Genomic DNA, 12,693 nt, shown 5'->3' on the forward strand with positions numbered 1-12,693 from the left:
CGATAGGCGGGCGATATGGCGGCAAACGGCTGCTCAATGCCAAAGGGGTTGGTTCGGATCGTGTTGCGTATCGACCTTTTGACGGGTTGCGCCTTTTCGCTCGCGCTGGCGACCGGACTGGCTGCGACCCCGGCTCTGGCCCAGGATTTCCAGAACCGCCCAGTCGCGCCACCGGTGCCCGACGCGCCCGTCGCCAACGCACCGACCGCGACTCCCGCCGAGGATCAGGTGCAGTTCAGCGCCAACGGCCTGGAATACGACACCAATACCGAGGTCGTGACCGCCACCGGCGAAGTCCGGATGTTTCGCCAGGGCGATCGCCTGCGCGCCGACAAGGTCGTGTGGAACCGCAAGACCGGCAAGGTGCTCGCGACGGGCAACATCGCGGTCACGAACCCGCAGGGCGACATCGCCTATGGCGACGAGATCAACCTGACCGATTCGCTGAAGGACGGCGTGGTCGACAACATGCTCGTCGTGCTCGAGCAGGGCGGCCGGCTGGCGGCCAAGCAGGGCACGCGCGAAGCCGACGGCACCGTCAATCTGAAGAGCGCCGCCTACACGCCGTGCGGCGTCACGAACGCGGCGGGCTGCCCCAAGGAGCCGACGTGGAAGATCACCGCGGTTCGCGTCACCTACCGCCCCGAACGCAAGCGCATCTATTACTCCGGCGCGCGGCTGCACCTGTTCGGGCTGCCGAGCCTGCCGCTGCCCAAATTCTCCAATCCCGTCGGCGGCGGCAGCGACAGCGGCCTGCTTTCGCCCAACGGCGGGTATAGCCGGGTCAACGGCCTCGAAGTCAGCGTCCCCTATTACTGGAAGCTCGCCCCGAACCAGGGGCTGGTCATCACGCCGCACATCTACAGCAGCGTGCTCCCGATGGCGCAGGTGGATTATTCCGCGCTCAGTTCGAAGGGTGCGTTCAGCGTCCGCGCCTATGCCACCGAAAGCCGTCGCAGCGACGATCTGACCACTGCGGTCCCGACCGACACCAGCATGGCGTTCCGCGGCTATATCGACGGGATGGCGCGCTACCAATTGTCGCCCAACTGGAGCGCGAGCGGTTCGCTCCGCCTGACGACCGACCGCACCTTCCTGCGCCGCTACGACATCTCGCGCGATGACCGGCTGCGCACCACCGCCAGCGTCGAGCGGATCGACGATACCAGCTATCTGGCGATCAGCGGCTGGTATGCGCAGACGTTGCGTGTCAATGACAGCCAGGGCCAGCAGCCGATCGCGCTGCCCGAGATCGACTATCGCAAGCGGTTCGACGACGGCCTCGTCGGCGGCAGATTCCAGGTTCAGCTCAACACGCTCGCGCTCACGCGGACCGACGGGCAGGATACGCAGCGCGCGTTCGCCAGCCTGCAATGGGATCTGCGGCGCCTGACCAACTGGGGGCAGGAAGTCACCTTCACCGGGTTTGCGCGCGGGGACCTGTACAACACCAACGACACGCTCGCGACGACCAACATCAGCTATCGCGGGCTCGAGGGCTTCCACCAGCGGGTCATCGGTGCGGCGGCGGTGGACGTGAAATGGCCGTTCATCGGCACGTTTCTCGGCGGTACGCAGCGGTTCACGCCGCGCGTCCAGCTCGTCGCCGCGCCGAAGGTCGCCAACCTCTCGCTGCCCAACGAGGATTCGCGCGCGGTCGATCTCGACGATACCAACCTGTTCTCGCTGAACCGGTTCGCCGGCTACGACCGGTTCGAGGATTCGTCGCGCGTCACCTATGGCGGTGAATGGGCGCTCGACCTGCCCGGCATCGCCTTCACCACCAATGTCGGCCAGAGCTACCGCGTCGACAAGCGGCCGACGATCCTGCCCGACGGCACCGGCCTCAGCGACCGGTTTTCCGACATCGTCGGCCGCAGCGAACTGCGCTTCCGCGACTTCGTCTCGATCGTCCACCGGTACCGGCTCGACAAGGACGGCTTTGCGATCCGCCGCAACGAACTCGACGCGACGATCGGCTCGCGCGCGACCTATGTGCTGGTCGGCTACCTGAAACTGAACCGCAACATCGATCCGTCGATCGAGGATCTGCGCGATCGCGAGGAAGTGCGCGTCGCGGGCCGCGTGCAGTTTGCGCGGTTCTGGTCGGCGTTCGGCTCGGGCGTGGTCGATCTGACCAATACGGCCGAGGATCCGCTCTCGCGCAGCGACGGCTTCACGCCGATCCGCCATCGCCTCGGCATCCAGTATGAGGATGATTGCCTCCGGCTCGGCGGAACGTGGCGGCGCACGTACAACGACACCGGCGACGCGCGGAAGGGCAACAGCTTCCTGTTGACGCTGGCCTTCACCAATCTCGGCCGCTAAGCCCGCGTTCAGCTACTCTGGGGCAACCCACGCGGTATAGGTGCGGTCGCGGCAACGACGGCATGGATCTGGCGTGTGATGATGGGATACCGACACTTGAAGCATGATGTTCGACTGGCGGCGCGTGGCGGCCGTGTGATCGGGGCGGTTGTCCTAGCCGCACTGACGGCAAGTGCGATCGCGCAAACTGCGCCCCCGCCGCAGAGCCCCGCCCCGCAAGCTGGTCAAAACGGGACCGGTCAGACCGTCCAGGATCAGAGCCTGCCCGACAATACCGGCCTCGATATTCCGACCAATCTCCAGATCTTCGGCAAGCTCGACCCCAACGTCCGCAAGCCGACCGCGATCGTCAACGATACGGTGATCACAGGCACCGACGTCGACCAGCGCGTGGCACTGGTGGCGATGGCGAACGAGGCCAAGCTGTCGGCGGAGGACCGCGAACGGCTGAAGTTGCAGGTACTGCGCCAGCTGATCGACGAGACTCTCCAGATCCAGGAGGCCAAGACCGCTGACATCACGATCACGCCCGCCGAGCTGACGCAGAGCTACGACGCCGTATCGAAGCGTTTCAACCGCACGCCGGTCGCGATGCGCACCTATCTGCGCGAGTCGGGCTCGTCCGAGCGCTCGCTCAAGCGCCAGATCGAGGGCGAACTCGCCTGGCAGCGCTATCTGCGTCGCCGCGTCGAGCCGTTCGTCAATGTCGGCGACGAGGAGGTCAAGTCGATCATCGACCGTCTCCAGGCGGCCAAGGGCACCGACGAGTTCAACCTCAAGGAAATCTACCTCGCGGCGACGCCGGCGAACAGCCAGCAGGTCTATACGAACGCCAAGCAGATCCTGGCGGAGATCCAGAAGGGCGCGCAACCGTTCGAATATTATGCGCACCAGTTCTCCGAAGCGTCGACGCGCGCGGTCGGCGGCGATCTCGGCTGGATCCGCGCGGCGACGTTGCCCGCTCAGCTGGCCGAGGCTGCAACGACGATGCAGGTTGGCCAGGTCGCCGGTCCGATCGAGGTGTCGGGTGGCTACTCGATCCTGTATCTGACCGACAAGCGCCAGGTGCTGACCGCGGACCCGCGCGACGCCAAGCTCAGCCTCAAGCAGCTGACGCTCCGCTTCCCGCCGAATACCAACCAGGCGCAGGCCTCGGCGCGCGCCCAGGCGTTCGCCAAGGCCACGCAGGAGCTGCGCGGCTGCGGCACCGTCGAGAAGGTCGCGGCCGGGATCGGCGCCGACGTGGTCGACAACGACACGGTCCGCATCCGCGACCTGCCGCCGCAGCTCCAGGAAGTGATGCTGAAGCTTCAGGTCGGCGAATCCAGCCCGCCGTTCGGCTCCGCCGAGCAGGGCGTCCGTGCGCTGGTGCTGTGCGGTCGCGACGAAGCCGCTGGCGGCTCGCTGCCGAATTCGGAGCAGATTCAGGGTCAGCTCGAACAGCAGCGCGTCAACCTGCGCGCCCAGCAGAAGCTGCGCGATCTGCGGCGCGACGCCGTCGTCGAATATCGGTGATCCGAGCATGACGCGCGCGCAGCCGCTGGCCGTATCGATGGGCGATCCTGCGGGGATCGGACCCGAGATCATCGCCAAGGCCTGGGATGCGCGCGTCACACATCGTCTGCCGCCGTTCGTGGCGATCGGTGACGCCCGCGCGATCGAACGCGTCTGGCAGGGACCGATCGCGCGGGTCGCGGACATGAGCGCGGCGGGCGCGGCGTTTGCCACCGCGCTGCCGGTGCTGACCGTGGGTGATGCCGGGGCGATCGTCCCCGGCGCGCCCGACGCGGATGGCGCGCGCTGCGCGCTGCACGCGCTGGAGATGGCGGTGGGACTGGTCCGCACCGGCGCCGCGCGCGCGCTGGTGACCGGCCCCGTCTCGAAGTCGCAGCTGTACGCGATCGGCTTCACCCACCCCGGGCAGACCGAGTTCGTCGCGGAACGCTACGGCGTAGCCGGCGACAATGCGGTCATGATGCTCGCCGGGCCGTCGTTGAAGGTGGTGCCGATCACGACGCACGTGCCGCTGAAGGACGTCTCCGCGCTGCTGACGGTCGATCTGATCGTCGCCAAGGCCCGCGCGACCGCACGGGGGCTGCTTCGGAACTTCGGGATCAAAAAGCCGCGGCTCGCCTTTGCGGGGTTCAACCCGCATGCGGGCGAGCAAGGCGCGCTCGGCCGCGAGGAGATCGACGTCATCGCGCCCGCGATCGCGATCCTGCGCGACGAGGGTATCGACGCGACCGGTCCGTTCGCGGCCGACACGATGTTCCATCCCCGCGCGCGCGCGACCTATGACGTCGTCATGTGCTGCTATCACGATCAGGCACTGGTGCCGCTCAAGACGATCCATTTCGACGAGGGCGTCAACATGACGCTCGGGTTGCCGATCGTGCGCACCTCGCCCGATCACGGCACCGCATTCGCAATCGCGGGCAAGAACCTTGCCGAGCCTGGCGCGATGATCGCCGCGATCGCGATGGCGGGCGAAGCCGCCGACCGGCGTGCGCTGGCCGCCGCGCAGGCCTGACAGGACAAGCATGACGGACCTTCCCCCGCTGCGCGAGGTGATCGCGCGCTATGGCCTGAACGCGAGCAAGGCACTCGGGCAGAACTTCCTCTTCGACGGGCAGTTGCTCAAACGCATCGCCGCGGTTCCGGGCGATCTCAAGGATGCCGAGGTGCTCGAAGTCGGCCCCGGCCCCGGTGGCCTGACGCGCGCGCTGCTCGCCGCCGGTGCGCGGGTCACCGCGATCGAACGAGACCGTCGCTGTATCCCGGCACTGGCCGAATTAAGCGAGGCCTATCCGGGACAGCTGCGCGTCATCGAGGGCGACGCGATGGAGATCGACGCGCGCACGCTGTTCGAGGGCAAGCCGCACATCGTGTCGAACCTGCCATACAATATCGGCACGGCGTTGCTGGTCGGCTGGCTGTCGACGCCGTGGCTGCCCTGGTGGCAGTCATGCACGCTGATGTTCCAGAAGGAAGTCGCCGAGCGGATCGTCGCCAGGACGAACGACGATCATTACGGCCGGCTCGCGGTCCTCGCCCAGTGGCGCTCCACGGCGCGGATCGCGATGCCGGTGCACCGGTCTGCGTTCACGCCGCCGCCCAAGGTGATGTCGGCGGTCGTCCACCTGACGCCGGTCGAGGCGCCCGAGGGGGTGAACTTCGCGGTGCTGGAGCGCTTGACGGGTTCGGCGTTCGGCCAGCGGCGCAAGATGCTGCGGCAGAGCCTGAAGGGCGTACCCGGCGCGCTCGACGCGCTCGAGCGGATCGGCGTCGAGGCTACGCGCCGCGCGGAGACGCTGTCGGTCGCGGATTTCACGGCGCTGGCAAAGGCGGTCGGTTCGCCCGCTACGGCCTGACCTAGAACTCAAATCTAAGACTTCAGGGCGCCCCCCCCCGGCGAAGGCCGGGGCCCAATTGGCAAGGTCTCGGTAATCTGACGTCGACCCCAGTTAGCGCCGTTTCCCCATTCTACCACCCCGGCCTCCGCCGGGGTGGTAGAATGGGGACGGGGTTTCGAACCTCAGTCCTTGGCCGCCACCGGCGTCTTCTCGACCTGCGCCGTCGCGACCGGCGGCCCCTTGGCAATCACCGCCGCCAGCTGGGTCGCCTCAGGGCATGCACCCTTGCAGAGCGTGCGGATCTTGACGAGATTGTCCTTCGCGCGGACCACGGCCCCCTTGGCCACGAGCGCCTCGCCCTGCCCCTTCAACGCCGCGACGTCGTTGGGCTCGAGCAGCAGCGCTTCGCGGTAGAGCCGGATCGCCTTGCCGGGCAGGTCGCGCGACTCCGCGACCTGCGCGAGCAGCAGAAACGCACCCCGATTGCGCGGATCGACCGCGACCGAGGTCTCCAGCGCGTCGGTCGCACCGTCGAGATTGCCCGCCGCGACCAGCGACCGCCCCTGCGCCAGAAGCTGCATCGAGCGCGCGTCGATCTGGCTGTCGGGGCGCTGCCCGCTGAGCGAGGTCGATACGCACACGACGGTCAGCGCGGCGGCAACGGCAACGGACGAAAAACGCATGATCGTCTCCAGGCGGGTCATTGATCGGCTGGCTAGCACGCAGCCCGAAGGCGCGCGACAAAAAAGCCGTCGGTACCGTCGCGACCCGGCTCCAGCCGTACGCCGTGGCCATGCTTGGCGCCGGCGGGCAGCGACAACGCTTCCGTGGTCCAGCCGGGATGCGCGTTCAGGAACCAGCTGACCTGATCGGTCCCCTCGGCGTCGAGCAACGAGCAGACGATATAGACGAGCGCACCGCCGGGCTTAACCAAAGTCGCCGCGACCGAGAGGACTTGCTGCTGCGTCGATTGCAGGCGCGACACGCGGTCGGGCGTCAGCCGCCATCGCGCCTCGGGATTGCGCCGCCACGTGCCGGTGCCCGAGCACGGCGCATCGACCAGCACGCCATCGGCGCGCCCGGCCCATTCGCTCAGCGCCTCGATCTCACGGGTGGGATTGAGCAGGCGGCTTTCGACGATCGTCGCGCCCGCGCGGGTCGCGCGCGGGGCGAGACGCGAGAGTCGGTTGCGATCGGTGTCGCAGGCGAGGATCACGCCCTGGTTCTCCATCGTCGCGGCGAGCGCCAGCGTCTTGCCGCCCGCGCCCGCGCAGAGATCGACGATCCGCTCGCCCGGTTTTGCCTGCATCGCGAGGCCGACGATCTGGCTGCCCTCGTCCTGTACCTCGAGCGCGCCTTCGTTGAAGAGCGGGAGCGCCTCGACGTTAGTGCCGGTGGGCAGGCGGATGCCGTCGGGCGCATGCGGGGTGGCTTCGGCCTCGGGCAGCGCGGCGAGTACGGTCGCGCGGTCGGAGGTCAGCGTGTTGACGCGCAGATCGAGCGTGGCGCGGCCGGCGAGATCGGTCAGCGCGGCGCCGTCGAGGCCTGAGGCGCGGAGTGCCTTACTCAGCCACTGCGGGGCAACGCCGGCGCGGGCGCGCGGCTCGTCCTTGGCGATCGGGGCTGGGGCATGGGTGGAGCCATCGAAGGTCGCGGCGACGTCGGGGTCCGCGTCCGCGACGAGGAGCATGGCGGCTCGCCCGGTTTCGGGGCGGTCGCCAGCCTTGCGGATCGCGGCATAGACGAGCTCGCGGACGGCGCGGCGGTCCTTCGAGCCGGCATAGCGGCGGGTCTGGAAATAGCGGGCGATCAGCGTGTCGGCGGCGGCACCGGATTCGCGCGCGGCGGCGATGATCTGGTCGAGCAGTTCGATCGCGGCCTGGGTGCGGGCGGAGGGAGTCACTTGCGGCCTCCCGCGGTCGGGGATGTTTCGGGAAAGGCTTGGTACGGGGAATGCATCATCATCCCCTCCCCTAGCGTCTCTGGCCCGCGGGCGGGGAATAATTTCAGGGGTGCGCTTTGGTGCCCCCTGTTGCCGTCATCCCGGCGAACGCCGGGACCCATGGACACGGCAGACTCGGCGGTTGCGAGCAATCATCACCCGGACCGCAACCATGGGTCCCGGCGTTCGCCGGGATGACGGAGGGATGGAGTGGGTCCGTCCCGCCCGGCCCCTTCCGTCACCCCCGCGTCGGGTAGTTCGGCGCTTCGCGGGTGATCGTCACGTCGTGGACATGGCTCTCCATGAGGCCCGCGCCCGTGATCTGCACGAATTCCGCCCGTGCCTGAAGATCCGGAATCGTTGCCGAGCCGGTATAGCCCATCGCCGCCTTGATCCCGCCGACGAGCTGATGGATCACGTCCTTCGCCGGGCCCTTATACGCGACCTGCCCCTCGATGCCCTCTGGCACGAGCTTAAGTTGGTCCTTGATATCGCCCTGGAAATAGCGATCCGCAGACCCGCGGCCCATCGCGCCGACCGAGCCCATGCCGCGGTACGACTTGTACGCGCGCCCCTGGTACAGGAACGTCTCGCCCGGTGCCTCGTCGGTGCCGGCGAGCAGCGAGCCGATCATCACGGTCGACGCACCCGCCGCGAGCGCCTTGGCCATGTCGCCCGAGGTGCGGATGCCGCCGTCGGCGATCACCGGTACGCCCGCCTTGTGGCCGGCCTCCGCGCAATCCATCACTGCGGTCAGCTGCGGCACGCCGACGCCGGCGACGACGCGCGTGGTGCAGATCGAGCCGGGGCCGATGCCGACCTTGATCCCGTCCGCGCCCGCCCCGATCAATGCGCGCGTCGCCTCGCCGGTAGCGACGTTGCCCGCGACGACCTGGACCGAATTCGACAGCTTCTTCACGCGCTCGACTGCGCGGCCGACGTCGCGGTTATGGCCGTGCGCGGTGTCGATCACGATCAGGTCGCAGCCCGCGTCGACCAGCTGTTCGGTTCGGTCGAAGCCCTTGTCGCCGACCGTCGTCGCCGCGGCCACGCGCAAGCGGCCCGCCTCGTCCTTGGTCGCATCGGGGAACATCACCGCCTTCTCGATGTCCTTGACGGTGATCAGACCGACGCAGCGATACTGCGCGTCGACCACCAGCAGCTTCTCGATACGACGCGCGTGGAGCAGGCGACGCGCCTCCTCCTTGCCGACCTCGGTCGAGACGGTGGCGAGATTCTCGTGCGTCATCAGCTCGCTGACCGGCTGTTGCGGGTTGCCCGCGAAGCGCACGTCGCGGTTGGTCAGGATGCCGACGAGCTTGCCGTCCGCCTCGACCACGGGGATGCCGCTGATCCGGTGGCCGGACATCAACGCCTGCGCCTCGCCGAGGGTCGCGGTCGGCTTGATCGTGATCGGGTTGACCACCATGCCCGACTCGAAGCGCTTGACCTGGCGCACCGCGACCACCTGCTCCTCGATAGTGAGGTTGCGGTGAAGCACGCCGATGCCGCCGAGCTGCGCCATGACGATCGCCATGTCGGCTTCCGTCACGGTGTCCATCGCGGACGAGAGGATCGGGATGTTGAGTGCGATGCCGCGCGTCACCTGAGTCCGGGTATCGGCCTGGCTGGGCAGCACGTCCGATTCCCCCGGATACAGGAGGACGTCGTCGAAGGTGAGGCCGAGGCGGATATCCATTGAAGCTGCCGATCCTGGGTGTGAGGTGGCGCGCCATGTAACCAAAGGCGGCGCATCCGGCTAGGCCCTCTCGCGCACGACGTGCTATAGCGGCGTCATACACGGATGGGGGATTGTTCGATGGGCCTGATCGTTGCCGCGCTCTTATTGGCGCTGGTGCTGCTGTATCTCTTCACGAGCATCAAAATCGTCCACCAAGGCTATCAATACACGATCGAACATTTCGGCCGCTTCACGACGGTCGCGCGGCCCGGCTTCAATTTCTACCCCGCCTTCTTCTATCGTGTCGGCCGCAAGGTGAACATGATGGAGCAGGTGATCGACATCCCCGGCCAGGAGATCATCACCAAGGACAATGCGATGATCTCGACCGATGGGGTCGTGTTCTTCCAGGTGCTCGACTCGGCCAAGGCCGCGTATGAGGTGTCGGACCTGTACCAGGCGCTGCTGCAGCTCACGACGACCAATTTGCGCACGGTCATGGGGTCGATGGACCTCGACGAGACGCTGTCGAAGCGCGACGAGATCAATGCGCGGCTGCTGAACGTGGTCGATCATGCGACGACGCCGTGGGGGGTGAAGATCACGCGAGTCGAGATCAAGGACATCCGCCCACCCGCCGATATCGTCAACGCGATGGGGCGGCAGATGAAGGCCGAGCGCGAGAAGCGTGCGAACATCCTCGACGCGGAGGGATCGCGTGCTTCCGAGATCCTGCGCGCGGAAGGTCAGAAGCAGGCCCGCATCCTTGAGTCGGAGGGGCGCAAGGAATCGGCGTTCCGAGACGCGGAGGCGCGCGAGCGCGCTGCCGTTGCCGAGGCGTCGGCGACGCGCGCGGTGTCGCAGGCGATCGAGGAGGGTGGCGCGCAGGCGATCAACTACTTCATCGCGCAGAAATATGTCGAGGCGATCGGTAAGTTCGCGACCTCGCCCAACGCCAAGACGATCCTGTTCCCGGTCGAGGCGACGCAGCTGATGGGGACGCTGGGCGGGATCGGCGAGCTGGCGAAGGACGCGTTGCGGGATGCGACCGCTTCGCCGCCCCAGGTCCAGCCAACGCCTAAGCCGCGGGGGCCGTTCGAACTGTCGAAGTCGGCCGAGGTTCCGAGCAGCTGATGGACGCGGTGGGCGCGGCCGGTGCGTGGCTGATCGCCGCGCTGGTGCTGGGGATCGCGGAACTGGCGGTGCCGGGGGTGTTCCTGGTGTTCCTCGCAATCGCCGCCGCGGTGACCGGGGTGGCAGTGTTCGTGTTGCCCGATCTGCCCGTCGCGGCGCAACTTGGGGCGTTTGCGGTCTGGAGCGCGGTGACGGTGCTGATCGGGAAACGCTGGTACCGCGACTATCCGGTCGAGGGCGGCGATCCGATGCTGAACGATCGCTCGGCGCGCCTCATCGGTCAGGTGGTGGTGGTCGAGACCGCGCTGGTCGGCGGGCATGGCCGCGTGCTTGTCGGCGACGGGAGCTGGCCTGCGCGCGGGGCGGATGCGGCGGTCGGGACGCGCGTCCGAGTGACCGCCGTGTTCGATGGCGCATTGGTGGTCGAGCTTCTCTGAAACCTTCTCCCTTGGGGAGAGGGAAAGCCGCGGAGCGGCGCGGGTGAGGGCACGCCCAGCAGGACCGTGCCCTCACCTTCCCACCCGGCTGCGCCGTGCGGGCCCCTTCCTCTCCCCCGAGGGGAGAGGAGTTTAGGCTGTCTCGCGGGCTTTTGGTGCGGCCTGGCGGACGCCTTCGTCGACATGGTCGGCGAACTGCGCGAAGTTTTCCACAAACAGATCAACGAGCTTCGCGGCCGTCGCGTCGTACGCGTCCGTATCCGTCCAGGTCGTCCGCGGGTCGAGAATCGCGCTGTCGACGCCCGGCACGCTGACGGGCACCTGGAACCCGAAATTCGGATCGGTCCGGAACTCGGCATCGTTCAGGCTGCCGTCGAGCGCGGCGTTGAGCAACGCCCGCGTCGCCTTGATCGGCATGCGGTTGCCGACGCCGTATTTGCCGCCGGTCCAGCCGGTATTGACCAGCCAGCAATCCACCCCGCCTTTGGCGATCCGCTCCTTGAGCAGATTGCCGTAAACCGACGGATGGCGCGGCATGAACGGCGCGCCGAAACAGGTCGAGAAGGTCGCGTCGGGCTCGGTCACGCCGATCTCCGTGCCGGCGACCCGCGCGGTGTAGCCCGAGAGGAAGTGATACATCGCCTGATCGGGCGTCAGCCTGGCGATCGGCGGCAGCACGCCATACGCGTCCGCAGTGAGCATCACGATATTGCGTGGCACCGGCCCCATATTCTCGGCCGACGCATTGGGAATGAAGTCGATCGGATACGCCCCACGGCTGTTCTCGGCGAGCGTATGGTCGTTGAGATCCAGCCGCCGTGTCTCGGCGTTCATCACGACGTTCTCGAGCACCGTGCCGAACCGCTTGGTGGTCGCGAAGATTTCGGGTTCGGCATCCTCAGACAGACGGATCATCTTGGCATAGCAGCCGCCCTCGAAATTGAAGACCGCGGTGTCTGACCAGCCATGCTCGTCGTCGCCGATCAGCGTCCGGCTGGCGTCGGCACTGAGCGTCGTCTTGCCCGTGCCCGACAGCCCGAAGAACACTGCCGTGTCGCCGTTCGCACCCATGTTCGCCGAGCAATGCATCGGCATCACCCCGGTCGGCGGGAGCAGATAGTTGAGCAGGCCGAACACCGACTTCTTCATCTCGCCGGCATATTTCGTGCCGCCGATCAGGATCAGCTTTTCGGTGAAATTGACCGCGATCACCGTTTCGCTGCGGCACCCGTGGCGCACGGGATCGGCGCGGAAGCTCGGCAGGTCGACGATCGTGTAGTCCGCGACGAAGTCCTTCAGCGCCGCTTCTTCGGGCCGCACCAGCATCGTCCGGATGAACAGATTGTGCCACGCCAGCTCGGTGACGACGCGGACCGTGACGCGGTGATCGGCCTGCGACCCGCCGTACAGGTCCTGCACGAACAGCTCGTCCTTGGCGGCGAGCGCGGCGAAGAAATCGTCCTTCAGCGCGGCGAAGTGCGCAGGCTCCATCGCCTTGTTGCTCTTGCCCCACCAGACCGTCGCCTCGGTCTCGGCATCGCGGACGATGAACTTGTCCTGCGCGGATCGACCGGTATGCGCGCCGGTCTCGACCACCAGCGGGCCGTCGGCGGACAGACGACCTTCGTCGCGCGCCAGCGCCGCCTCGACGAGCTGCGCCGTGACCAGGTTCCAGTGCAGATTGGCGCGGGTCTGGATCCCCTGCGCGTCTAGGCCGACGGCCGGAATACGCTCGTTCGACACGGCATCTCTCTCCTCAGATTTCTCGCATACGTATGTATGTCGTTGTGTCGGGCTGTACGGGGCCCGTTTCCAGCG

At 67.4% G+C, this 12,693-nt stretch carries 10 protein-coding genes; 6 read left to right on the forward strand and 4 right to left on the reverse strand.

Annotated elements, in window-relative coordinates:
* The first annotated feature begins 60 nt into the window (after nucleotides 1-60).
* The 4 genes from ASF00_RS06560 (at nucleotide 61) to rsmA (ending at nucleotide 5,699) form a co-directional block, all read left to right on the forward strand.
* Complete coding sequence (locus tag ASF00_RS06560) at nucleotides 61-2,328, forward strand: LPS-assembly protein LptD (RefSeq protein ID WP_055877104.1); 2,268 nt, start codon at nucleotides 61-63, stop codon at nucleotides 2,326-2,328.
* A gap of 96 nt (nucleotides 2,329-2,424) precedes the next feature.
* Nucleotides 2,425-3,843 carry a peptidylprolyl isomerase gene (locus ASF00_RS06565; protein WP_055876036.1) on the forward strand — a complete coding sequence of 473 codons (1,419 nt, stop codon included), beginning with the start codon at nucleotides 2,425-2,427 and terminating at the stop codon, nucleotides 3,841-3,843.
* Between the two features lie 7 nt (nucleotides 3,844-3,850).
* Complete coding sequence (gene pdxA, locus ASF00_RS06570) at nucleotides 3,851-4,858, forward strand: 4-hydroxythreonine-4-phosphate dehydrogenase PdxA (RefSeq protein ID WP_082463261.1); 1,008 nt, start codon at nucleotides 3,851-3,853, stop codon at nucleotides 4,856-4,858.
* 10 nt (nucleotides 4,859-4,868) lie between these two features.
* Nucleotides 4,869-5,699, forward strand: a complete 831-nt coding sequence (rsmA, locus tag ASF00_RS06575; protein ID WP_055877109.1) for a 16S rRNA (adenine(1518)-N(6)/adenine(1519)-N(6))-dimethyltransferase RsmA — start codon at nucleotides 4,869-4,871, stop codon at nucleotides 5,697-5,699.
* 164 nt (nucleotides 5,700-5,863) lie between these two features.
* Here the strand turns inward: rsmA and ASF00_RS06580 are convergent, their stop codons facing one another.
* The 3 genes from ASF00_RS06580 to guaB form a co-directional block, all read right to left on the reverse strand.
* Nucleotides 5,864-6,364, reverse strand: coding sequence for a tetratricopeptide repeat protein (locus tag ASF00_RS06580; protein ID WP_082463321.1), 501 nt, complete (start codon nucleotides 6,362-6,364; stop codon nucleotides 5,864-5,866).
* Between the two features lie 32 nt (nucleotides 6,365-6,396).
* Complete coding sequence (locus ASF00_RS06585; RefSeq protein WP_055876044.1) at nucleotides 6,397-7,584, reverse strand: RsmB/NOP family class I SAM-dependent RNA methyltransferase; 1,188 nt, start codon at nucleotides 7,582-7,584, stop codon at nucleotides 6,397-6,399.
* 277 nt (nucleotides 7,585-7,861) lie between these two features.
* On the reverse strand, nucleotides 7,862-9,322 hold the full coding sequence (gene guaB, locus ASF00_RS06590) for an IMP dehydrogenase (RefSeq protein ID WP_055876046.1): 1,461 nt from the start codon (nucleotides 9,320-9,322) through the stop codon (nucleotides 7,862-7,864).
* Between the two features lie 120 nt (nucleotides 9,323-9,442).
* On the opposite strand from guaB, the gene ASF00_RS06595 reads away from it, so the two are divergent.
* Together ASF00_RS06595 and ASF00_RS06600 are read left to right on the forward strand one after the other, a co-directional pair.
* The gene (locus tag ASF00_RS06595) at nucleotides 9,443-10,438 is read left to right on the forward strand and encodes an SPFH domain-containing protein (protein WP_055876049.1); all 996 of its coding nucleotides are present in this window, start codon (nucleotides 9,443-9,445) and stop codon (nucleotides 10,436-10,438) included.
* A complete protein-coding gene (locus ASF00_RS06600; protein WP_055876052.1) occupies nucleotides 10,438-10,875 on the forward strand; it encodes an NfeD family protein in 438 nt (145 codons plus the stop codon). Before ASF00_RS06595 ends, ASF00_RS06600 begins: the two co-directional genes overlap by 1 nt.
* Nucleotides 10,876-11,007: 132 nt before the next feature.
* Here ASF00_RS06600 and ASF00_RS06605 read toward each other — a convergent pair whose 3' ends face one another.
* Entirely contained in the window at nucleotides 11,008-12,618 is a 1,611-nt protein-coding gene (locus ASF00_RS06605) for a phosphoenolpyruvate carboxykinase (RefSeq protein WP_055876055.1), read from the reverse strand.
* Nucleotides 12,619-12,693 lie beyond the last annotated feature (75 nt).

Origin of the sequence: Sphingomonas sp. Leaf34, assembly GCF_001421805.1 — a bacterium.
GTDB lineage: Bacteria > Pseudomonadota > Alphaproteobacteria > Sphingomonadales > Sphingomonadaceae > Sphingomonas.